At 61.1% G+C, this 22191-nt stretch carries 18 protein-coding genes; 2 read left to right on the top strand and 16 right to left on the bottom strand.

Annotation, left to right across the window (positions count from 1 at the left end; genetic code table 11):
• The 7 genes from ABAC460_RS38355 to coxB form a co-directional block, all read right to left on the bottom strand.
• A complete protein-coding gene (locus ABAC460_RS38355; protein ID WP_023454036.1) occupies nt 1-351 on the bottom strand; it encodes a DUF983 domain-containing protein in 351 nt (116 codons plus the stop codon).
• Complete coding sequence (locus ABAC460_RS38360; RefSeq protein WP_023454037.1) at nt 348-1223, bottom strand: cytochrome c oxidase subunit 3; 876 nt, start codon at nt 1221-1223, stop codon at nt 348-350. The genes ABAC460_RS38355 and ABAC460_RS38360 overlap by 4 nt, the downstream gene beginning before the upstream one ends.
• A 138-nt stretch (nt 1224-1361) precedes the next feature.
• Nucleotides 1362-1889 (bottom strand): cytochrome c oxidase assembly protein, encoded by a 528-nt coding sequence (locus tag ABAC460_RS38365; protein ID WP_023454038.1) that lies wholly within the window; start codon nt 1887-1889, stop codon nt 1362-1364.
• Nucleotide 1890: 1 nt separating this feature from the next.
• Entirely contained in the window at nt 1891-2094 is a 204-nt protein-coding gene (locus ABAC460_RS38370; protein WP_023454039.1) for a hypothetical protein, read from the bottom strand.
• Nucleotides 2091-3095, bottom strand: coding sequence for a heme o synthase (locus tag ABAC460_RS38375; protein WP_023454040.1), 1005 nt, complete (start codon nt 3093-3095; stop codon nt 2091-2093). Before ABAC460_RS38375 ends, ABAC460_RS38370 begins: the two co-directional genes overlap by 4 nt.
• Nucleotides 3096-3454: 359 nt before the next feature.
• Nucleotides 3455-5146, bottom strand: coding sequence for a cytochrome c oxidase subunit I (gene ctaD / locus ABAC460_RS38380; protein ID WP_023454041.1), 1692 nt, complete (start codon nt 5144-5146; stop codon nt 3455-3457).
• A gap of 25 nt (nt 5147-5171) precedes the next feature.
• A complete protein-coding gene (gene coxB / locus ABAC460_RS38385; RefSeq protein ID WP_023454042.1) occupies nt 5172-6209 on the bottom strand; it encodes a cytochrome c oxidase subunit II in 1038 nt (345 codons plus the stop codon).
• A 378-nt stretch (nt 6210-6587) separates the two neighbouring features.
• Here coxB and tldD point away from each other — a divergent pair, with 378 nt between their 5' ends.
• The gene (tldD, locus tag ABAC460_RS38390; RefSeq protein WP_031236960.1) at nt 6588-8027 is read left to right on the top strand and encodes a metalloprotease TldD; all 1440 of its coding nucleotides are present in this window, start codon (nt 6588-6590) and stop codon (nt 8025-8027) included.
• A 240-nt stretch (nt 8028-8267) separates the two neighbouring features.
• Entirely contained in the window at nt 8268-10298 is a 2031-nt protein-coding gene (locus ABAC460_RS38395) for a TonB-dependent receptor plug domain-containing protein (RefSeq protein ID WP_023454044.1), read from the top strand.
• Nucleotides 10299-10428: 130 nt separating this feature from the next.
• Here the strand turns inward: ABAC460_RS38395 and ABAC460_RS38400 are convergent, their stop codons facing one another.
• The 9 genes from ABAC460_RS38400 to ABAC460_RS38440 form a co-directional block, all read right to left on the bottom strand.
• Nucleotides 10429-12297 carry a peptide MFS transporter gene (locus tag ABAC460_RS38400; RefSeq protein WP_023454045.1) on the bottom strand — a complete coding sequence of 623 codons (1869 nt, stop codon included), beginning with the start codon at nt 12295-12297 and terminating at the stop codon, nt 10429-10431.
• A 116-nt stretch (nt 12298-12413) separates the two neighbouring features.
• On the bottom strand, nt 12414-13769 hold the full coding sequence (locus tag ABAC460_RS38405; protein WP_023454046.1) for a glutamate--cysteine ligase: 1356 nt from the start codon (nt 13767-13769) through the stop codon (nt 12414-12416).
• A gap of 79 nt (nt 13770-13848) precedes the next feature.
• On the bottom strand, nt 13849-14592 hold the full coding sequence (locus ABAC460_RS38410) for a 16S rRNA (uracil(1498)-N(3))-methyltransferase (RefSeq protein ID WP_023454047.1): 744 nt from the start codon (nt 14590-14592) through the stop codon (nt 13849-13851).
• A 170-nt stretch (nt 14593-14762) separates the two neighbouring features.
• The gene (locus ABAC460_RS38415) at nt 14763-16688 is read right to left on the bottom strand and encodes a M61 family metallopeptidase (RefSeq protein ID WP_031236961.1); all 1926 of its coding nucleotides are present in this window, start codon (nt 16686-16688) and stop codon (nt 14763-14765) included.
• A 111-nt stretch (nt 16689-16799) separates the two neighbouring features.
• On the bottom strand, nt 16800-17693 hold the full coding sequence (locus tag ABAC460_RS38420; RefSeq protein ID WP_023454049.1) for a pirin family protein: 894 nt from the start codon (nt 17691-17693) through the stop codon (nt 16800-16802).
• 146 nt (nt 17694-17839) lie between these two features.
• Entirely contained in the window at nt 17840-18586 is a 747-nt protein-coding gene (locus tag ABAC460_RS38425; RefSeq protein ID WP_031236962.1) for a hypothetical protein, read from the bottom strand.
• A 52-nt stretch (nt 18587-18638) separates the two neighbouring features.
• A complete protein-coding gene (locus tag ABAC460_RS38430) occupies nt 18639-19163 on the bottom strand; it encodes an HPP family protein (protein WP_235075816.1) in 525 nt (174 codons plus the stop codon).
• Between the two features lie 4 nt (nt 19164-19167).
• Complete coding sequence (locus ABAC460_RS38435; RefSeq protein WP_023454052.1) at nt 19168-20400, bottom strand: alginate export family protein; 1233 nt, start codon at nt 20398-20400, stop codon at nt 19168-19170.
• A 67-nt stretch (nt 20401-20467) separates the two neighbouring features.
• Nucleotides 20468-21853: a cation:proton antiporter gene (locus tag ABAC460_RS38440; protein ID WP_023454053.1), complete on the bottom strand. Its 1386-nt coding sequence runs from the start codon at nt 21851-21853 to the stop codon at nt 20468-20470.
• Nucleotides 21854-22191: the final 338 nt, after the last annotated feature.

The following is a 22191-nucleotide window of genomic DNA, read 5'->3' on the forward strand; positions in this document are numbered from 1 at the left end:
TCAGTCTCTTACCTTGTGACGAATCTGGACGGCGACCATCAGGCCCTTCAGGACCGGCATCAGGGCCAGGGCCAGGACGACCGCAAAGGCCGGCCAGACGGACAGTAACATAACCGGGCTCCAGTTCCAGGCCAGGAAACTGACCAACAGGCCAATACAGGCGGCAAAACCGGCGATCAGAATGACAAAGACGACGGGACCGTCTCCGGTATCCGCCGCCTTGAAATCCGCGGCGCAGACCGCACAGGCCTGCGCCACCTTGAGATAGGATGTGAACAGCTTACCCTTGCCACAGATCGGGCAACGCCCGAACGCCGCTGCGATGAAGCCGGCCCCGCCCTGCGTTGTCAATGCGGCGCGCCGCCGAAGACAACGTAGACGAAGGCGAACAGGAAGAGCCAGACCACGTCAACGAAGTGCCAGTACCAGGCGGCGGCTTCGAAGCCGAAGTGCTTTTGCGGCGTGAAGTGGCCAGCCAGCAGGCGGAACAGGCAGACGATCAGGAAGATGGTCCCGATCAGGACGTGGGCGCCGTGGAAGCCGGTGGCCATGAAGAAGGACGAGCCGTACAGGCCGGCATTGGCCGATTCTTCGCTGAAGAATTCGTGGTGGTGGATGATCTGGAAGTATTCATAGGCCTGGACCGCGGTGAAGGTGGCGCCCAGGATGATGGTCAGGATCAGACCCCACTTTACGCCTTCGCGGTCGCCTTCGGTCAGGGCGTGGTGCGCCCAGGTGGCGGTCGTGCCCGAGGTCAGCAGAAGAAGGGTGTTGAGCAGCGGCAGGTGCCACGGATCGATGGTTTCGACGCCGTGCGGCGGCCAGGTCGACCAGGCCTGACGGACTTCCTCGATGGCGGAATGGTCGCCGGCGCGGTGCGTGTTGAACAGCGCCATTTCGAAGAAGATCCAGAACCAGGCCACAAAGAACATGACTTCGGAGGCGATGAACATGATCATGCCGTAGCGCAGGCCGATCTGGACGACCGGGGTATGGTCGCCGGCCTTGCTTTCCTTGATGACGTCGCGCCACCAGAAGACCATGGTCAGCAGGATGCCGGTAATGCCGACGGCGAACAGCCACCAGCTACCCTTTTCGAAGCCGAAAAGACCCTGCAGCCACATGACGAGGCCCAGGCCCCAGCACACCGCGGACGCCGAACCCATCAGGGGCCACGGCGAAGGATTGATGATGTGATAGTCGTGTTTGACGCCGTGGGCCATTCTCGTTCAACTCACCTCGGTAACGCGCCCGGGAGCGCGCGGAAATGCTAATATTCGGCCTTTAGCCGGATGGTTCCGTTTAGGCCAGTTCTTTTTCAAAGACAATGCGAAGCAGCCACCAAAATGGCCGCTTTTGCGTTACTTTTTTGCCGCTTTCGACTCGAAAAACGTATAGGACAGGGTTACGTCGCGCACCTTGCGCGTGTCGATGTTTTTCAGCATCTCCGGATCGAGGAAATAGACCATCGGGAAGGTCTTCGATTCCCCCGCCTGAAGCGTCTGGTCATCGAAGCAGAAGCATTGAAGTTTGCGGTAGAACGGCCCCATGGTCTCGGGCAGGACGTTGAACACGGCGCGGCCGGTGATCGCATGATCGGCGGTGTTGGTGACGGTGAAGTACATCATCGCCGTCTTGCCGATGCGGACGTCCTGATAGGGTTTTTCCGCTTTGAAGGTCCAGGGAATGTCACGGGTATTGGTGTCGAACCGGACCCGGACGATGACGTCGGTCGCCACTTCGGGCGCCTTGGTCGCGCGCATGGCCGTGCCGTCGAATCCGGTCAGGTTGCAGAAGGCGCGGTACAATGGCACGCTGGCAAAGGCCAGGCCGCCCATGAAGGCCACGGCCGCCACCAGCCACAGAACGACCTTGGTATTCCGTTTCATATCAGTGCGTAGCGGGCGCGGCCGAACTTACCGCCGCGGCCTGGCTTTTCAGGGCGTTGAGCTTTTCAATTTTCGTGTTGCGGCCCATCTGGATCATGGTCACAAAAAAGACCAGCACCACGAAGACCAGCAGGCCGCCGGCGATAAAGTAGTTACGCCGCGATTGCGCCGCCAGGTAGGCCTTCTTGCCGTTGTCGTTGGTCATGACATCACGCCTTTGATCAGGTGTTCGACCAGGAGGGTGGCGAACAGCGCCGTCAGGTAGAAAATCGAATAGGCGAACAGGTTGCGCGCCGAAAGGGCTTCCTTCTTAACATCGTAAAGGCTGTTTTCGCCACCTTCGGGGTGGTCTCCCGCCCGCGACAGATAGACGCGCAGGGCGAAATAGATGAAGACCGCGCCGCCGACCACCGAAACGAAACCGTAAACCAGGCCGCCCAGGCCCGTGGCGATCGGCAGGCAGGCCACCGGCGCCATGACCAGCGAATAAAGCAGTATCTGCAACCGGGTCGATTTGGCGCCCTTGGCCACGGGCATCATGGGGATGCCAGCTTTTGCGTAGTCTTCGGCGGTGTAGAGCGCGAGGGCCCAACTGTGCGGCGGGGTCCACAGGAAGATGATGGCGAACAGGATCCAGGCTTCCCAGGGTGCGGCGCCCGTCGCGGCCGCCCAGCCGATGACCGGCGGGAAGGCGCCGGCAGCACCGCCGATGACGATGTTCTGCGGCGTCCGGCGCTTCAGCACCAGGGTGTATAGGACGACATAATAGACAATGGTCATGGCCAGGAGCGCGGCGGCCAGGCCATCCGGGAAGGCGATCCACATCATGAAGACCGACAGGAAGGCCAGGACGCCGCCGAAGGTCAGGGCGTCATTGCGCGTCACCCGGCCGGCGGCGACGGGGCGCAGCTTGGTACGGCGCATCAGGGCGTCAGTTTCGCCTTCCAGCGCCATGTTCAGCGCTCCGGCAGCGCCGGCGCCCAGGGCGATACACAGGATGGCGATAAAGGCCAGGAAGGGGTGGATCGGCTTACCGGCGATAATCAGTCCGGTCAGGGCGGTGAACACCACCAGCGACATGACCCGCGGCTTGAGCAACTGGAAATAGTCCCCGGGCGAGCCGCGCAGCGCCTGGGAGGCATAGGCCTGCTTCAGGTCGGTGGCGATGTCGAGCGGCGCCTCTGGCTTAGCGGGTTTCTTGCTCATCTTATCTCTACGTAGAAGGCAGGGCTGTCACATACGATCAGTCACCGGCTCAATATACCATCTTATACCTCCCCGCTATGCGGGGAGGTGGATCATTTGCGGTCAGCAAATGAGACGGTGGGGGATTTGGCCCTCTGAAAGTCCGGTTCCTGTGCCGTACGCTTCAAGATTTGGCGCCAAGAAATCCCCCCTCCGTCTGCTGCGCTCCGCTTGCAGACACCTCCCCCGCATAGCGGGGGAGTATAAAAATTAAGGCGTTCCTAGTTCAGTGGTTCATAATATCCGCAAGCGATAGCTCTGACGTAGAAAGGGGGTGAAGCGAACTTCACCCCCTGATCCGTTCTGGTTCCGAAGACGACCTAGTGGTGGTCGTCTTCCTTGATGACCGGCAGTTCCGAGAACTGGTGGTACGGCGGCGGCGAGGACAGGGTCCATTCCAAGGTCGTGGCGCCTTCGCCCCACGGATTGGCTTCGGCCGGACGGCGGCGAATGATCGATTCGACCAGCATGATCAGGAAGATGATCACGCCGACCAGGGTAATGGCGTAGCCAATGGTCGAAATCTGGTTCCAGTAGGTGAAGCCGGTCGGATAGTCGACATAGCGCCGCGGCATACCTTGCAGACCCAGGAAGTGCTGCGGGAAGAAGATCAGGTTCACGCCGACGAACATCACCCAGAAGTGGGCGGTGCCGAGGAAGGCGTTGTACTTGATGCCGAACATCTTTTCGTACCAGTAGTAGAAACCGGCGAAGATCGAGAAGACGGCGCCCAGCGACAGAACGTAGTGGAAGTGGGCCACCACATAATAGGTGTCGTGCAGGGAGTAGTCGATGGGGGCGTTCGACAGGACCACGCCGGTGACGCCGCCCACGGTGAACAGGAAGATGAAGCCGATCGCCCATTGCATCGGGACAGAGAAGGTGATCGAGCCGCCCCACATGGTGGCGATCCACGAGAAGACCTTAACCCCGGTGGGCACCGCGATGACCATGGTGGCCAGCACGAAATAGGCGCGCAGATCGAAACTCATGCCCACCGTATACATGTGGTGTGCCCACACGACGAAGCCGACGACACCGATGGCCACCATGGCGTAGGCCATGGCCAGGTAACCGAAGACGGGCTTTTTCGAGAAGGTGGCGACGATGTGCGAGATGATGCCGAAGCCCGGCAGGATCAGGATGTAGACTTCCGGGTGGCCGAAGAACCAGAACAGGTGCTGGTACATGACGGGGTCACCGCCGCCGGCGGCCTGGAAGAAGGAGGTGTTGAAGTTACGGTCCGTCAGCAGCATGGTGATGGCGCCGGCGAAGACGGGCAGCGACAGCAGCAGCAGGAAGGCGGTGACCAGCACCGACCAGGCGAACAGCGGCATGCGGTGCAGGGTCATGCCCGGGGCGCGCATGTTGAAGATGGTGGTGATAAAGTTGATGGCGCCCAGGATCGACGAAGCGCCCGACAGGTGGAAGCTGAGGATCACGAGGTCGAAGGCCTGGCCGGGTGAACCGGCGTGGGTCGACATGGGCGGGTACATGGTCCAGCCGCCGCCGAAGCCATGCTGGCCGGCGCCGGGACCCGACGGGGTGAACAGCGACACGCAGAGCAGTATCCACGAGGCAACCAGGAGCCAGAACGAGATGTTGTTCAGACGCGGAAAGGCCATGTCCGGCGAACCGATCATGATCGGCACGAACCAGTTGCCGAAGCCGCCGATCATGGCCGGCATAACCATGAAGAAGATCATGATAACGGCGTGGGCGGTGACGAACGAATTATAGGCGTGCTTTTGCGCGGCCGGATTGGTCAGGTCGAACAGGCCCAGGGCATCCAGCATCGAGCCCTTGGCAAAAATCTGAAGACCCGGCTCATACAGTTCCCACCGGATAAAGCCCGACAGCGCGCCGCCGACCAGACCCGCCATGATGGCGAAGCCCAGATAGAGGGTGCCGATATCCTTATGGTTCGTGGTGAAGAACCAGCGGTCGAAGAAGCCCGGTTTGTGGTCGTGATCATCGTGGTGATGATCGTGAGAGGCGGCGACGGTAGCCATGGATAAGGTCTCTCTATACTTTTATTCAGTTTGCAGCCGGCGCAGCAGCGGCAGGCGCGGCGGCAGGCGACGAAGAAGGTTGCGCGGCGGCAGGCGCGGCCGCTGGGGTCGCGGCAGCTTCAGCCGGAGCTGCCTGGGCCGAAGCGGCGTCATCCGCCTGTGCCGAAGCCGCAGCATCGGCGGCGGCCTGGGCCGCGGCAGCCGTAGCCGCCTTTTCTTCGGCGGCGATCATGGCGCGGGTCTTGCCACCCTGGGCGACGATGAATTTATCAAAATCGGCTTCGGACACGACCTGAACTTCGATGGGCATGTAGGCGTGGTCCTGGCCGCACAGCTCCGAGCACTGGCCATAGTATGTACCGATCTTGTCAGCCTTGAACCACAGGCTGTTCAGGCGGCCGGGCACGGCATCAACCTTGACGCGGAAGGCGGGGACGGTCCAGGCATGGATAACGTCGTTGGCAGTAACCTGGACGTGGACGACCTTACCGACGGGCACAACCAGCTTGTTGTCGGTAGCCAGCAGGTACGGCACTTTGGCGGCCTCGGCCTTCTTGAGGTCGGCGGCTTCCGGCAGCAGGCGGGCTTCGATGCCTTCGACGCCCAGTTCCGGATAGTCGTAAGCCCAGTACCACTGGTTACCGGTCGCCTTGACCACCACGTCGGGGGTCGGCACGTCATTGAACTTCTTCAGCAGCGGCATCGAGAAACAGGCAATGACCACCAAGATGATGATCGGCACGACGGTCCAGATGATCTCGATCAGGGTGTTGTGCGAGAACTTGGCCGGGGTCGGATTGGCCTTGCGGTTGTAGCGGATGGCAATCCAGACCAGCAGGGCCAGGACGAACAGCGAAATGACGGTGATGATCGGGAACAGCAGACCGTTGTAGAACCAGTCAACCTCATGACCCAGTTCAGTCACGTTCGGCTGCAGACCCATTTCCTTGTCAGTCGGCTGACCGATCAGCGGCTCGGCGGCGGCGGACATCGCCAGCACGCCGCTCAGCGTCAAGGTGGCTACAGCCCCGCACGCGGCCTTCATCAGCCCGTTCATGCCCATTCGCCCAAATCCCATAATTCTGGCCTCATCTTGCGGCCGGACGCGGTGCACTGTGCGTCCCAACCTTTACCGTAATAGACATTTGACCGACGCCAGCCCCGGCAACGATTCGCGCAGCCACGCCTGGCCGCTGCCCGCCGGGCCGCCCGATCAGAAACGATCCCATAATGCGTTCGCGGGCAATTGCAAAGGGCAAAAAAAGGATTTCCGGGTTTTGAACAGGGTCTTTGCGGCAAATCCAGCGCGTGCAGGCTTTGACTGCGCGCAAGGTGCGCTACTTTGTCGCGGAAAGGCGCGGAAAAATTGCGCTTTGCCATGGTCATACGGTGCGGGCACGCCTAAATAGAACCGACAGTTACATATATGAGCATCGATATCATGGCCCTCTCCTCCCCTGCTGATTCCGCCACTGCCGACTGGGGTGATTTCGATCTTCACGCGGCGCAGGGCTTATTGGACGAAGCCCTGAAAGGCGCCGACGATGGCGAGATCTTCATCGAGAAGCGTGAGGGCGAGTCGCTGTTGTTCGATGACGGCCGGCTGAAGTCGTCGGCCTATAATGCTGACCAGGGATTCGGTTTCCGCATCGTGGCCGGCGAGACGATCGGCTTCGCCAACAGCGCCGAGCTGTCGCTGGACGCGGTGGCGCGGGCGTCCGAGGCCGCGGTGCTGGCCAAGAAGGGCAAGAATGTCGATGTGAGTTTGGTTGCGTCGCATCCGGCGCGGTCCAACCGGTCCTATTATCAGGCGCATGACCCGATTGGCGAAATGGCCTTTGCCGACAAGATCGCCCTGTTGCAAGCCATGGACGCCTATGCCCGCCAGGCGCATCCGGGCGTGGTCCAGGTATCGGCGTCGCTGGCCTGCGACAAGCGCGCCATCACAATCCTGCGCGGGGGTGGGCAGATGTATCATGACTATCGGCCGCTGGTGCGGTTGAATGTCAGCGTCTCGGTCGAGAAGAATGGCCACCGCGAGACGTCATCTTCGGGCGGCGGCGGGCGGATTTCCTGGTTCGACATCACCTCGCCGGAAAAGTGGCAGGCCCAGGTCGACGAGGCCATCCGCCAGGCCCTGGTCAATCTGGACGCCATTCCGGCGCCGGCGGGCGAAATGGACATCGTGTTGGGGCCAGGCTGGCCGGGCGTGTTGTTGCACGAAGCGGTCGGGCATGGGCTTGAGGGCGACTTCAACCGTAAGGGCACTTCGGCATTTTCCGGGAAGATGGGCAAGCAGGTCGCGGCCAAGGGCGTGACCATCGTCGATGATGGCACCGTAGCGGATGCACGCGGTTCTTTGAACATTGACGACGAAGGTACACCGACCTCGTGCACGACGCTGATCGAGGATGGGATACTGGTCGGCTATATGCATGACCGGCTGTCGGCGCGGCAGATGGGAGTCAGTGCGACGGGCAACGGCCGGCGTCAGTCCTATGCCCACCAGCCCCTGCCCCGCATGACCAACACCTTCATGCGTGGTGGTAGCGACAAGCTGGACGATATGATCGCCACGACGAAGAAGGGGCTTTATGCCGTGAACTTCGGCGGCGGCCAGGTCGACATCACCAACGGCAAGTTCGTCTTCCAGTGCACCGAGGCCTATCTGATCGAGGACGGCAAGGTCGGCGCTCCGGTCAAGGGCGCGACGCTGATTGGCGATGGTCCGGCAGCTATGGGCCAGGTCGATATGATCGGCGACGATTTCAAGTTCGATCCGGGTGTCGGCACCTGCGGCAAGGCGGGCCAGTCGCTGCCGGTCGGCATCGGCCAGCCCAGCCTGAGAATCAGGGGTTTGACGGTCGGCGGTACGAAATAAGCGGCGCTGTTACATTAATTCTGCGTAATGTCGTTCGCGGAATTACCTACGAAAAATGCCGTAGTTAGATTTTTTAATAGGTTGATTTTACATTGATTTCCGGTCCGAAACCTGATGGTTTCGGGCCGAATTTCGTTGAAATTGTTACAGGCATTTAACTTGTCAGCGACGCCGGCACGGTATTCCGTCGCGGCAAGGACCGCCGCGAACGGCAGGATGTCTACCGGGGATTTTATAACTATGCGTTTCTACGTCACCTCCGCCTTAGCTCTCGTGCTCCTGGCTGCGCCGGCTCTGACCCAGGCCCAGGATACGGCCCCGGCGCCCGCGGCGGACAGCAGCAATCAGGTGGTCACCTACCAGGCCGACTATTTCACCCAGTTTCAGGTGTCGACGGCTTTGGACATGGTGTTCCGGGTTCCGGGCTTCGCCTTCAACCAGGGCGATGAGGTTCGCGGGTTCGCCGGTGCAGCCGGCAATGTGGTCATCGACGGCCAGCGTCCTGCCAGCAAAGCGAACCTGGCCGAGCAGTTGAACACCATCTCGTCGGCCCAGGTCGAGCGGGTCGAATTGATCACCGGCGGCGCGCCCGGCGTCGACATGCAGGGCTATCGCCAGATCGTCAATGTGGTGCGCAAGCAGAGCGACAAGGCGACGATCAATTTTGGCGGCAATGTCAAGTTCTTCCCGGGTTCGTCCAAGCCGGCCGGTTTCTTCAGCTATTCGCGCAACCGTGGCGGTGTGCTGACCGAATTTTACATGGAGTCGTTCGGTTTCAACGACAACGGTGCGCACGACACGACACGCTATATCTATGAGCCGGACTTCAGCGATCCGACGCCGGTGCGGATGTTCATCGATCAGCGCGGCGGCGGTTCGGGTCACGCCGAGCGGTTTACCCATGCGCGTCCGTTGTTCGGCGGCAAGATTACGCTGAACGGCAGCCTCAATCCGATCGACTATGAGTATGATGCCCGCTACATCCGGGACGCATCGACGGCGAAGGAACATCTGGACCTGCAGGAGACCGAGGGCGAGTTAGGGCTGCAGTTCGAGCGCAAGCTGACCAAGACGCTGTCGATGGATATCAACCTTTTGCACCGGATGGACGACGAGACGCTGGACGACATCTATACAGACGGTCCGGATACGTCGCGCTACGTGTCCAAGTCCGAGGATCGCGAGAACATCATCAGCGGCAAGCTGACCTGGCAGCCGAAGGAGAAGATCACCTACAAATTCGGCGCGGAGAGTGTTTATAACGGCCGCGATGTCGCCTCGCGCTACACCGAGAACGACAGCCAGCAGAATGTGCCGTTTGACAATGTGCTGGTCGAGGAAGACCGGGCGGAATATTACGTCATCCGCAACTGGCAGGTAAATCCGAAGCTGAGCGTCGAAACCGGATTGAAGGTCGAGACCTCGACCATTTCGGTGGCCCAGGACAACCGGTCGGAATCGTTCGTTTACCCCAAGCCCTCGATTCAGGTGGTGTGGTCGCCGCGCGACAAGCTCAAGGTGAGCTGGCGGTCGGAGCGTGTCGTCGGGCAGCTCGATTTCGGTGACTTTGCGTCGTCGGTGTCGCTGGATACCGAGGTGGTCAAGGCGGGCAATCCGTCGATCGTGCCGCAGAAGGAATGGGCCCATGCCCTGACCTTCGATTACGGCTTCTGGACCAAGGGGGCTTTGAGCGTATCGTTCAAGCATGCCTCGCTGGAGGACACGCTGGATTTCGCGCCGATCGTGACCGATGACGGGGTATTCAATGCCCGCGGCAACATCGGCGACGGGGTGCGGGATGAGATTGGGGTGAATTTCACGCTGCCGCTGGACAAATTCAAGTTCAAGGGCGGCGAGCTGAAGGTCGATTATACCAAGTACTTCACCAGTGTGACCGATCCGATTACAGGGGACTCGCGGCCGATTTCGGGGCTCAATCCGGACCGGTTCAATATCGTGCTGAGCCAGAACATCACGAGCTGGCGCGCCAACTGGGGTGTGGAAATCAACAGCCTGAACAATGGCACGCAGTATCACGCCACCGAGCAATACCGCTACAAGTCGGCGCCGTGGATCGCTCTGTGGGCCGAGTACAAGACCAAGGACAACATCACCTGGGCGGTGATCTTCCAGAACCCGCCGAAGCGCCGGGACCAGATGACGCGGACGGTGTGGGATGGCCTGCGGGAACAGACCCCGATCGTGCGTCAAGAGCATAGTGATGGCAAGGCGAACCCGTTTGTGATCGTGCGGGTGAAGAAAGAACTGTAAAAAACGAATGGGGTTGAGGGGCCCGCGGCCCCTCGCCTTTCCCTTCTACTAAAAAACCTCGCCCCTTTGGGGGCGAGGTTTTTTAGTAGAAAGAGGAAGAGGTGGGGCCTCAGGCCCCACACCCCATTCGCTATTTCGCAGCTTCTTCCGTCACACCATCGTTCGCACCACCAGCCCATCCCTTGATAAAGAAGCTCAGGATAAACAGGGCAACGCCGAACGCGATCACGCCGATCCCGATCGTGCTGAACACCGACAGGGTCTGGTTCAGCGATTGACCCGGATCGACCACCTCGCCGCCGATGGTGAAGGCCTTGGTCTGCTCGGTGATCTTGCCGCCGAAGAACTGGGCCCACGACAGGCCGGTAAACCACAGCGCCATCATGGTCGAGACGATCGACGGCGGCGACAGCTTGGTCTGTTGCGACAGACCGACCGGCGACAAGGCCATCTCGCCTACCACCGTCAGGAAGTAGTTCATCACCAGGAAGATCAGCGGCAACTGGAACAGGGCGTTGACGAAGGAATGCCCACCCCACACCAGCACAATAAAGGCAAAGCCGGCCGCCACGATACCGAAGGCGAACTTTTTCACCGGATCCGGATCGGCATTGCGCCGGCCAAGATAGGTGAACAGGGCCGCGAAAATCGGCGCCAGAATCAAAATGAACGCGGCGCTGAACAGGGTACTGGTCTGGGCCGGCGTCAGCCCCGTATCCACCCAGGTCATGCCCGGCTGCATGGTCATGGCTGCCAGTTGGTCCCGCGACGCAAACACCCAGTTCCCCAGCACCACCGGCTGCGCAAACACCGTCAGATCGACGTGACGGTCGCTGAACAGGTTCAGGGCCGACCCCGCCAACTCCTCCAGCGTAAAGAAGACGATCGACGACACGCTGAGCACCAGGGCCAGCCCGATGCGGAAATTCTCCACCCGCGTAAACCGCGTAAACATGCTGTAGATGACATACCCGAGTATCACCAGGGTCAGGACCACCAGACAGTAGAAGACGATGTCGTTATGCTGGACCAGGTAATAGACCACGGCCACGCCCAGCAGGCTCAGGGCGTAGATCGCGTGCTCCCGGCTGATGAAGCCGCCGATCTTTTCCTTGATGACATCCAGATTGGGCGCCTCGCCCTTGCCCAGCAACCACGGCTTGCCGATCATGAAGCCGACCAGGCCCAGCACCATGCCGATGCCGGCGGCGCCGAACCCGGCCCACCAGCCGACCGTCGTCCCCAGCCAGCCACAGATGATGGCCGCCCAGAACGAACCCAGGTTGATACCGAAATAATAGAGCTGGAAACCCGAATCCCGCCGCGGGTCGCGGTCCTTGTACAACTGCCCGACCAGGCTGGAGATATTGGCCTTCAGGAAGCCCACCCCCATGATGATCAGCGAAATCGAAATGAAGAAGGCGGTCTCGGCCCACGGCGTCACCGTCTTGGTCACGACTTCATAATCGCCCTTGGCCAGCACCGACGGCAGGGGTGAGCCTTGCGGCAAACCATCGATGACCAGGCTGTCGTCGCCACCGGACTTGTAGCTGTACAGGGCGTCGCCGACCTTCAGCTTCACGGCCTTGTCCTCGCGCACGACCTCATAGGTTTGGCCGTGGTACGTAAGGTTTTGCTGCGCCGGCTGGCCTTCCAGCGCCATGCCGGCGTGGCCCAGGACCAGCAGAATGCCGCCGAACATGACGGCGCGGCGTGTCCCCAGCCAACGGTCGGCAATGAAGCCCCCGACCAGCGGCACCAGGTAGATCAGCGTCATGTACGAGGCATACTGTTCCACCGCCATGGCGTCGTCGAACAGGAACTGCTTGGTCAGATAGAAGATCAGCAGGCCGCGCATGCCGTAGAAGGAAAAGCGCTCCCACATCTCGATGAAGAAGCAGACGATCAGCCCCTTGGGGTGATTGCGCATCTGCAGGACGACAGGAATCGCCGTCAGCAACGTGATAACGATGCCGCCGAGAAGGACGAGGTTGAGCATTACATATCTCGCAAAGTGGCTATGTGGCTAACACTCAGGAGTGCTGCCTTTTTTGCGACATGATCAGGTATTTAGCGGTTTGGCAAGCGCCATCGTCAAATCGTATACGAAACGGTTTAGTACGCTTCCTCGGCATAAAGCCGGCGGATATCGCCTTGCCACGGGCCGTGATACTTTTCGAGCAGACGGTCGGCCGGCGTCAGGCCGCTGTCGGCGATTTCGAACAGCTCGGCCAGGTAGCCGGTTTCGTCGATAAACCCGCCCGACAGCTTGTTGCGGTTCTTCAGACCCAGCTTGGCGATGTTCAGTACGTCCATGGCCCAGTCCTTGACCGGCCGGCCGGCGATCTCGCCCTTCAGGCCGGTCTTGGCCGCCATGCCGCGCAGGCGGTTGTGTTCTTCGGTGGTCCAGTTCTTAACCAGATCCCAGGCGGCGTCCAAAGCCGTCTGATCGTAGAACAACCCGCCCCACAGCGCCGGCAAGGCACACAGACGGCCCCACGGACCGGCGTCAGCGCCGCGCATCTCCAGGTACTTCTTGAGACGCACTTCCGGGAACAGGGTGGTCAGGTGATCGGCCCAGTCGTCCATGGTCGGACGATGCCCCGGATAGGCCGGCAGTTCGCCCTTCATGAAGGCTTTGAAGTCTTGGCCGGAGGCATCGATATAGTGGTCGCGGTGGACGAAGTACATCGGCACGTCCAGGGCGTACTGGGCATAGCGCTCATAGCCGAAACCGTCCTCGAAAACGAAGTCCAGCATGCCGGTACGGTCGGGATCGGTGTCGGTCCAGACATTGGCGCGGGCCGATACGAAACCGTTGGGCTTGCCTTCGGTAAACGGCGAATTGGCGAACAGGGCCGTGGCGATCGGTTGCAGCGCCAGGGAAACGCGGAACTTCTTCACCATGTCCGCTTCGGAGGCGTAGTCGAGATTGGCCTGAACCGTGCAGGTCCGCAGCATCATGTCGAGGCCGAGATTGCCAACCTTGGGCATGTAGGCGCGCATGATGTTATAGCGGCCCTTGGGCATGACCGGGGTTTCTTCGCGCGTCCACAGCGGCGAGAAACCCGTGCCGACAAAGCCCAGGCCCAGTTCGCCAGCGACCGCCCTCACCTCTTCCAGGTGCTGGCCGGTTTCCTCGCAGATATCGTGCAGGGTTTCGAGCGGTGCGCCGGACAGCTCGAACTGGCCGCCGGGTTCCAGCGATACCGAGGCGCCGTTGCGGCTGAGAGCAATGAGGGTTTCGCCTTCGTAGACGCCTTGCCAGCCAAAGCGCATCAGGCCTTTCAGCATGGCCTGGATGCCGTCGGGTCCTTCGTAGGCCGGGCGCGTCAGATCGGACAGATGGAAGGCAAACTTCTCGTGTTCAGCGCCGATGCGCCAGCGCTCACGCGGCTTTTCACCCGACTGGAAATAGCTCACCAGTTCGGAAAAGGTCCGCAGGGGCTCTGCCTCACCCGAATACGCCATACCGCCTGCCCTTTTTTGTTTGCGAAGTCGCCGCCTATATGGGCCGGTCATCGCAGGCACACAAGAGAGGATTGCTAAATTAGCGCCAGTCGCCGACGGCCGCCTGATAGAGGGTGAGCGCGCTGATCGCGGCGGTGTCGGCACGCAGGATACGTGGCCCCAGATTGACTGGAACGCAGTCCGGCCGGTTGCGTAAAGTCCGCCGTTCCTCGTCGTCGAATCCGCCTTCGGGGCCGATCAGGATCACAGTCCGTTCGACCGGCGGTGCTTTGAGGGCTTCCAGGAGTGGCAAGGTTTCGCCGTCGGTCTCGTGGGTCGAGTTTTCGTCGCCGAAGATCAGCCGGTCGAAGGCATTTGCTTCCAGGAAGCGGTCCAGTTTCACCGGCGCCAGGATTTCGGGCACGTCCAGGCGTTCGGTCTGCTCAGCCGATTCTTTGGCAATGGAAACAAGGCGTTCAACATTTGTATGACCGGCATTCGTGCGCCGCGTGGTCAAAAGTTGGATGGTGCCGACACCCAGTTCGGTGGCTTTTTCGATGATATATTCCAGCGCCGAGCGTTTGATCAGGGCGACCGCCAGGATCGGCCCCTGCCCTGTTGATTGTGGCTTAGTTTGTTCGGTCAGTTCGAGTTTGACCGACTTCTTGCCGACCTCGCTAAGGCGCGCGGTCCATTCGCCATCGCGGCCATTGAAGATGGAGACCGTATCATCGACGGAAAGGCGCATGACAGCCGCCAGGTAGCGCGACTGGTCGGGATTGAGCACGATGGTGAGGCCTTCGGTGAAGGCCGGTGTCGGTTCGGATATGTACAGCCGGATCATGGCGGGGTTATGCGCTTTACGCTCTAAATCGTCAAACGGCTAAAGGGCGGAGCTTGTCACGCCCCCTCCGTCTCGACGCACTTCGCCCTAAGGAGGGCTCGCTTGCTCGACACCTCCCCCGCGAGCGGGGGAGGATAAGAAAAGCAAGCCTTTCAACGGTTGATTTTCGCTTATTTCTTCTCCGCCAAGATATCATCCAGCAGCGGCTTTTTGCCCTCGACCCGTTCCAGCTTCGGGTAGCGCAGGCCGTCGTGGTAATCGATCTTGAAGGTCCGGTAGTTATCGTCAATCTTGACCAGAAGCTCGATCGGATCCGCACCCGCCTTGGCCGCGGTTATCGCCGCCTTCAGGATATCGGCGTCATAGGCCTTTCCGTTGACCGCGATCAACGTGGCGTTAGGCGCCATGCCCGCCTTGAAAGCCGGGCTATCCCACTGCACCGAGCTGATCACCGCGTCCTTGGAGTTGACGGCGATACCCAGCGAATAGGTCAGGTTGACGTTCTTGCGCAGGGCTTCCGTCGCCTTGTAATAGGCGGTCGGCGTGTCGGTATAGACCAGCTTGTAACCGCCGCGGGTAATGCCGTCGAGCGGCGCCCCCGGCCCCTCAGAATGCAGGCGGGTGTTCAGGAAAGTCGCCCAATCGTACGCGTAGACGCTGTTCAGCGCCGCGACGATGTCGTCGAAGGTGTAGGTGACCGGCGTGCGCGATCCCGGATTGACACCAAAGAAGGTCTTGGCGAAATCGTCCAGCGACTTCTTGCCGTTGGTCTTCTCACGGATCAGGGTGTCTGCGTCCAGCCAGATCAGATAGCCTTCGGTGTAGTATTCTTCGCTGCGCTGCCAGGCGCGCCAGGTCTGGGCGGCGCGCGCCGACATGGCTGGATCGTTGGTGGTGTCGGCCAGGTCGCGCCATTCGCGCCCGGGCAGGTTGTCGAGACCAGCGGCCATGATGGCCAGGTATTCCAGTTCCTGATCCTTGCTGTACAGGCCCGAACGCGCCGCCAGGATATGGCCCCAGTACTGGGTCTGGCCTTCATAGACCCACAGCAGGCTGCCGCGCATCGGCACCTGATAGTTGGGCGTCCACATATCCGCCGGGCGGCGGAACTTGCCGTTCCACGAGTGGACCAGTTCGTGGGTCAGGACATCGCGGCCGACATATTCGTTCTTCCAGTCGGTCAGCCACTTGGGCTCCATGCCGATCTCGGTCGATTGGTGGTGCTCCAGGCCGATGTCGCCCAGCCAGTCCGTCCCCGACACCAGGAAGTCGTAGTGGTCGTAGTGATGGCCGCCGAACAGCTTATAGGCCTGGACCATCATCTTGCGGTGAATGGCGACGATCTCTTCGCTGGCTTCGACCTGGCCGGGCTTGTCGCCCATGACGTTCAGCCGCACCGGGACGGACCCGGCGGGGCCGATGTCGTAGGTCTTGAAATAGCGGCCGGAAAAGAGCGGAGAATCGACGAAGGTCTCGTAGTCCGTCGTTTTAAACTGGACGGTGTTGCCGGTTTTGGTCGCGGTTTCCAATGCGGTGGCGTAGCCCCAGCCGTCCGGCAGAGTGATCGAGGCGGTGACAGGAATGCGTGCGGCATAGTAGCCAGCCGGATACAGCGAGGCGAACTCCCATTGGATGTTCATCATGTCGTTGGTCAGCACGATGCGCGCGGTCGAAGACGCGGTCGGCGCCAGGTACTGGAAGGCGATCTTGAGTTCGCCGGCGCCGGCCGGAACGTCGACGTGAAAGGCGTTCATCTCGACCGGGTCGCGGGTCCATTTGACCGACTGGCCGTTGGCGGTGATCTCCAGGCCGGCGATGCGCTGGATATTGCCGTTGGCGGGATGGTGCTTGCCCGGCAGCCACTTCGGCAGCATCAACACCAGCGGGCCCGGCTTGGCCGGCACGGTCTGCTGGATCTTGATGATGCGCTGGTTCAGGTCGGTGGCATCGACGGCGACCGTCATGGTGCCTTCGAAGGCTACATCCTGCGGCAGGACGATCGGAGGTGTCGGCGGGGCCGCTACCTGGGCCACGGCACCGTGGGCCATCATGCCAAAACCCAGTGCAATCGCACTGACCAGTCCGACCATCCTCATCGACATCTACGCAGTTCCTTCACAAAACAGGGCGCAACCCAAGCGCAGATCGTTACGCTTGTAAAGATCGTGCGGATTAACGTTCGGTAATGTTTAATCCGTCGCCGAAGACTACTCCGGCAAGGGAATAAATTCCTGGTCGTCGCCCGGTACTTTCGGGAAGGTCTGCGCCTTCCACTCGGCCTTGGCCTGTTCGATGCGTGCCGGCCGCGACGACACGAAGTTCCAGTAGATATGGCGTTCGCTCAGCTTTTCGCCGCCGATAATGACGAAATGTACCGGGCCGCCGAGCGCCGTCAGGCGCACCAGGGCGCCCGGCGTCAGGACCGCCATATCGTATTGTTTCAGGATTAACCCGTCGACGCCCAGTTCGCCTGCGCAGACATAGACGGCCCGTTCCTCGACACCCAAGGGCGCCTGAAGCTCGGCGCCGGTTTTCAGCTTCGCTTCGACATACAGGGTCTGCGCATAGGTTTTTACGGGTGACCGCAGGCCAAAAGCTTCCCCCATCATCACCCGGACATGGGCCTGGCCATCGTCGAAGGACGGGATTTCGGCGGCGTCGTAGTGGAAGAAGGCCGGATCGATCTCCTCGTCGGCTTCCGGAAGGGCCAGCCACAGTTGCAGGCCATCGAGATGGCGGGTCCGGGTCTTGGCCTCCTCCTCCTCGCGCTCGGAGTGGACGATCCCCTTCCCGGCCACCATCAGGTTGATGTCGCCTGGGGCAATGACGCCGCGCGTACCCAGGCTGTCGCGGTGCAGGATATTGCCCTTGAACAGATAGGTGACGGTCGCCAGGTTGATGTGCGGATGCGGCCGGACATTGACGCCCAGGCCGGGAGCAAAATCCGCCGGTCCCATATGGTCGAAGAAGATCCAAGGCCCGACCATGCGCCGTTTGGCATAGGGCAGGACGCGGCGGACCATGAAGCCGCCGAGGTCCTTTTCCCGCGCCGGGATGATCATGCTGACGGTCTCGGGCAGGTCGATGTCGGTATCGGTCATAGCATAAGCCTAGGTCGGAAAATTGATCATATGGTGTGTGATCCTACCGACGGGAGACCCCTCACCCCAACCCTCTCCCCTCAAGTGGGGAGAGGGAGCTTCGTCCGAGCCTCGGCCAAACAATGAACTGAAGCTCACCTTTGTCATTAGCGCCGCTTCTTGCGGTATTTTTTCTTGCGGGCCGGCTTGGCCTTCGGGGCGGGATCGGCGATGGGCGCCATAGCGCCCGGGGCCGCGGTGTCCGGCACGGTTATGCCGGGAATGTCCACCGGCGCCGTCGCCGGGGCATCGGCCGTCTTCGCGATCAGTTCGATCTGGGCTTGCAACGGCAGTTCCCGGCCGGCGATCTTGTCGCGCAGGGTAGCCTTGATGACATAGACGCCCGGGACATCCTGGGGTTCGAACTGCATCAGGACGACCTTGCTGCGGTTGTCGTAGACGCCTTGGCTGCGGCCCAGCTTACCCTTCACACCCGTAACCGATTTGTATTCCTCGCCATAAAGGCGGCCGTCGGGCGCGACGATCGACAGGTCGTAGACGACGTCGACATTGTTGTCCCAGTCAGTTTCGATGCCGACAAAGACCAGCTTGATGGCCAGGACCGCGCCCGGCTCGGCGCGGGCGACGCGGTTGAGGTGGCGTTCGGCGCCGGAGGGCTGATTGAACTGTTCGGCCTCGGCCTGAGGGATGACGATCAGCATCCCCGACAGCGGGCCGTTCTGTTCCGGGAAGCCCCGCGACGGGTCGTATTCTTTTGTGGAGGTAGTGTTGGGCAGCAGGATGGCGGGCTTGGCGCCGTCCGGCACCGGCGCCTGATTGGCCGCCATGCCAAGACCAGGGGCCGAACCGGCCGCCAGCCACAAGCCCAATACAAGTGCGAAACGAACGGTCATGCCCGGCCTCGAAATATGCGAAAACCGGTTATGTCACGGCGCCGGTACGGCTTCAAGCCTTGGCGCCATGGGCTGGAGACAGGCGCGCCACGATCGCGTCGCTCAGGCGTTGCCAGACGAAGGCGAAAGCGACCAGCAGGACGGAACCCGCCAGCACGACGGTAAACAGATATTCCAATGCCAGGGCCTGCTTCACGACCAGGAAGGCGTCCACGGCCGCCGGCGGGTGGAAGACACGAAACCGCAGCATCAGGATGATGGCCAGGCCAACGCCGACGGCGGCGGCCCATTCCGAAGAGCCGAACAGCCATAGCACGACATATCCCGCCACCGCGGAGATCAGGTGCCCGCCGATCAGGGCCTGCGGACTGGCCGGCTCGGACAACGGTGCCCCCATGATCAGGGCGATCGAGGTGATGAAGGGCAATTGCCAGAATGGGCGTTGGGTGAAAAATGCCGCCAGTTCGAGCGCGCCGACGCAGATGGCGCCGCCGGTACCGGCAAACGCCATGACGGCCAGCGGCCGCCAGAAACTGGCGATCGCCGGCCGTAAAGGCTCGGAAGATGTCTCCGTCACGCCCCTAGTACTTGTAACTGATGGCGATCCAGGTCTTCGCTCGGGACGCCGGCGCCGCCGGATTTTTGCGCTCGAAGTCGGCGTGTTTCAGCATCAGGCTGAATTTCGGCGTCAAGGCGACGGTGGCCACCGCCCCCCACTCCGTACCGATCTTCTGGTCCAGGCGCGTAGTCGAGTAGTCATGCCAGACCAGGCTGAGCGAAGGCTTCAGCTTGTGCGGGAAGTTGACCGTCGCCGTGTAGCTCAGGTCATTGATGCCGTTGACGAAGGTCTTGTGGCCGCCCGTCGACGAAAAGGCGTCGGCCCACCCCTGGAAGATATGCGCCGTGCCGATGGGGCTGACGAAGCCCACCGTGCCGCTGCCGCCCAGGGATTCGAAATTGACCTTGCCGGTGACCCACTTGTAGCCGGCGCTGACCTCGACCATCTTTTCTTCCAGGCGGAAGTTCTGCGGATTGTCGTGCCCGTCGCTTTCGCTGGCATACTGGGCGGCATAGCCCAGGGTGATGTTGTTGACCTTGCGGCTGCCGGTAGCGCGGACGCCGGCGATCGACACCGATGAGGCGCGGGCATTGTTGCGGTCGGCCACGGTCGGCGTGTCGGCATCGGTCGTAAAGCTGAGGCTGTGGGCGAAGCCGACAACCTTCAGCGACGGACCGAACTCATAGCTGGCATTGAGCAGATAGCTGCTGGAGTTCCAGTTTTTCTCGTCGCCGATGACGCGGTTGACCCGGCTGACATAGGCGGCGGTGACCTTGAACTTGCCCTTGCCGGTGTCCAGGCGCAGGGCGTCGAACGTCTGCTCGTCCTGGCGCCAGCCGCTGTTGCCGACGAAGCGGCCGTCGTCCAGCACGATGCGCTGGCGACCCAGGGTGACGGTGGTCGAGGCCGTCGGGGCCCAGGCGACCTGGGCACGGTTCAGCTCGGTCACTTCCGGATCCGAGACGGTCGGGTATGTCGTATGGCCATTGAGGGTCGAATTGTAATCGTCGACGATGGCCGTGGTGTTTTCCAGCTCGACGATGAAGGTCAGTTTCTTGACCGGACCGGTCTGGAACCCGACGCGGTTGCGCCAGGTGACGGCGTTGGCGTCTTCGGCAAAGCCTTTCTGCTCGACAGTTTCGACGCGGAGATTGGATTCCCAGATCGGCTTGAAGGCGTCGTCGGCCTGGGCGGAAACGGCTGCGGCGCAGCCGAGGGCGAGCACGGCGGTGCCCGTCAGGAGGGAGGTTTTCATGGAATGTGCCCCGGAATTACAGAAGAGCGGCGCCATCCGCGAGGATGACGCCGCAAAAGTAGGTTGCTTAAGCCCGTGTGTTGTCGGGCACGGCATCCAGTTCACCGCTTTCGCGGGCCTTCTTGCCGTAGACGATTTCGAACACCGGCGACGCCATGACCGTGGTCACGATGGCCATCAGCACCAGCATGGCGAACAGCGGCAGGCCGATAATTCCCTTCTGCAGACCGATATTGATGATGATCAGCTCCATCAGGCCGCGCGAGTTCATCAGGGCGCCGATGCCCAGGGCCGTGCGGTTGTCTTCGCCGGTCAGGCGGGCTGCGATATAGCAGGCACCGAACTTGGCCACGACCGACACCGCCAGGATAGCCAGGGCGACCAGCAGCATTTCGACCGAGTTGACCATGTCCATGCGGGTGTTCAGGCCCGAGAAGGTGAAGAACATCGGCAGCAGGACGATGACCGCGAAGGGTTCGACCTTCTTCTTCAGCTCCTCGACGAACTTACCGCGCGGCATGGCCGTGCCCAGGATGAAACCGCCAAAGATGGCGTGGATGCCGACGGCGTCCATGACGAAGGCCGACAGGAAGAAGCAGATCATCACGATGGCCAGGACGGTATAGGACATTTCGCCCTTTTCCTCGACCATGCGGCCCAATGGCGCCAGCAGCTTGCGGCCGATGGTGACCACGAAGATGGCGAATGAGATGCCGCCAACAATAGCTACGACAGCGATGCCCGGACCGCCGCCGAAGGTCGCCAGCACGACGGCCAGGACGCACCACGACACGGCGTCGTCGAAGGCGCCGGCGGTCAGGGACAGGGTGCCCAAAGACGAATTGGCCAGGCCGCGCTCATTGATGATGCGTGCCAGCATCGGGAAGGCCGTGAGGGCGATACAGGCGCCCATGAACAGGGTAGCGTTGAACTGCGAAATGCCGGCCGTGAACAGGCCCGGAACCGTCATCAGCCAAGGCGTGATCAGCACGGCCAGCAGGAAGGGCGCGCTGATGCCGGCGAAGGACACGGCCATGGCGCTGGCACCCTTGCTCTTAAAGTGATCGAGGCGGAAGGTCGTGCCGACCATGAACATGTACAGCCCCACGCCGAACTGGGCGCCGGTGTAGAGGACGTTCTTCATTTCCTTGGGGAAGACGGCGCCCTGGACTTCGGGAAGGAACATACCGAACAGCGATGGCCCGAGGATAACGCCCGCGATCATTTCACCGACCACCTGGGGCTGGCCCAGGAACTTCTGACCCAGCCAGCCGACGACGCGGCAGGCCACAATGATAACGGCCAGTTGCAGGAAGAAGTGGATGGAAAAGTCGCCAAGCGCATAGGCCCTGGTGACACCGTCGGCGCCGACCGCGCCATGGGGCGACAGGATGTTGGTTATTTCGTGGACCGTGCTTTGCCACAGGTCCAGAGGCGCTGCCTCGAAAATCATTAGATGTCTCCCCGGAGATGATACTCTGTTCGATTTTGTTGTTGCTTTGAACGGCTTTTGACCGCCTGGCATTAAAAATCGCCGTTTTATGAGCCACGTCAAACGGAAAGTGGACCTCGCAAATGGTTTATTTTACAGGGAAAACTTAACGTGACAAATTCGCCACATCGTAGCAACGTACCTACGTTTTGAAATTTTACATTGTAGCAATGTGCCTACATGTAACCCGTTGTAAAGAAAAACCCCGGCGTATGTGCGCCGGGGCCTTTTGAGGCAAGGAGGTAGGTCGAAAATTAGGGATGAGTGGCGACCAAGGAGGCTCGGGTCCGGTCGCCCTT

The sequence above is a fragment of the Asticcacaulis sp. AC460 genome, assembly GCF_000495795.1.
Taxonomy (GTDB): Bacteria; Pseudomonadota; Alphaproteobacteria; order Caulobacterales; family Caulobacteraceae; genus Asticcacaulis.

Excerpts from the sequence above, each read along its gene's own strand:
- ABAC460_RS38365 (WP_023454038.1), bottom strand. The coding sequence starts at position 1,889 with ATGAAACGGAATACCAAGGTCGTTCTGTGGCTGGTGGCGGCCGTGGCC.
- ABAC460_RS38395 (WP_023454044.1), top strand. The coding sequence starts at position 8,268 with ATGCGTTTCTACGTCACCTCCGCCTTAGCTCTCGTGCTCCTGGCTGCG.
- ABAC460_RS38375 (WP_023454040.1), bottom strand. The coding sequence starts at position 3,095 with ATGAGCAAGAAACCCGCTAAGCCAGAGGCGCCGCTCGACATCGCCACC.
- ABAC460_RS38440 (WP_023454053.1), bottom strand. The coding sequence starts at position 21,853 with ATGATTTTCGAGGCAGCGCCTCTGGACCTGTGGCAAAGCACGGTCCAC.
- ABAC460_RS38360 (WP_023454037.1), bottom strand. The coding sequence starts at position 1,223 with ATGGCCCACGGCGTCAAACACGACTATCACATCATCAATCCTTCGCCG.
- ABAC460_RS38410 (WP_023454047.1), bottom strand. The coding sequence starts at position 14,592 with ATGATCCGGCTGTACATATCCGAACCGACACCGGCCTTCACCGAAGGC.
- ABAC460_RS38405 (WP_023454046.1), bottom strand. The coding sequence starts at position 13,769 with ATGGCGTATTCGGGTGAGGCAGAGCCCCTGCGGACCTTTTCCGAACTG.
- ABAC460_RS38435 (WP_023454052.1), bottom strand. The coding sequence starts at position 20,400 with ATGAAAACCTCCCTCCTGACGGGCACCGCCGTGCTCGCCCTCGGCTGC.
- ABAC460_RS38400 (WP_023454045.1), bottom strand. The coding sequence starts at position 12,297 with ATGCTCAACCTCGTCCTTCTCGGCGGCATCGTTATCACGTTGCTGACG.
- tldD (WP_031236960.1), top strand. The coding sequence starts at position 6,588 with ATGGCCCTCTCCTCCCCTGCTGATTCCGCCACTGCCGACTGGGGTGAT.
- ctaD (WP_023454041.1), bottom strand. The coding sequence starts at position 5,146 with ATGGCTACCGTCGCCGCCTCTCACGATCATCACCACGATGATCACGAC.
- ABAC460_RS38415 (WP_031236961.1), bottom strand. The coding sequence starts at position 16,688 with ATGAGGATGGTCGGACTGGTCAGTGCGATTGCACTGGGTTTTGGCATG.
- ABAC460_RS38425 (WP_031236962.1), bottom strand. The coding sequence starts at position 18,586 with ATGACCGTTCGTTTCGCACTTGTATTGGGCTTGTGGCTGGCGGCCGGT.
- ABAC460_RS38420 (WP_023454049.1), bottom strand. The coding sequence starts at position 17,693 with ATGACCGATACCGACATCGACCTGCCCGAGACCGTCAGCATGATCATC.
- ABAC460_RS38370 (WP_023454039.1), bottom strand. The coding sequence starts at position 2,094 with ATGACCAACGACAACGGCAAGAAGGCCTACCTGGCGGCGCAATCGCGG.
- coxB (WP_023454042.1), bottom strand. The coding sequence starts at position 6,209 with ATGGGCATGAACGGGCTGATGAAGGCCGCGTGCGGGGCTGTAGCCACC.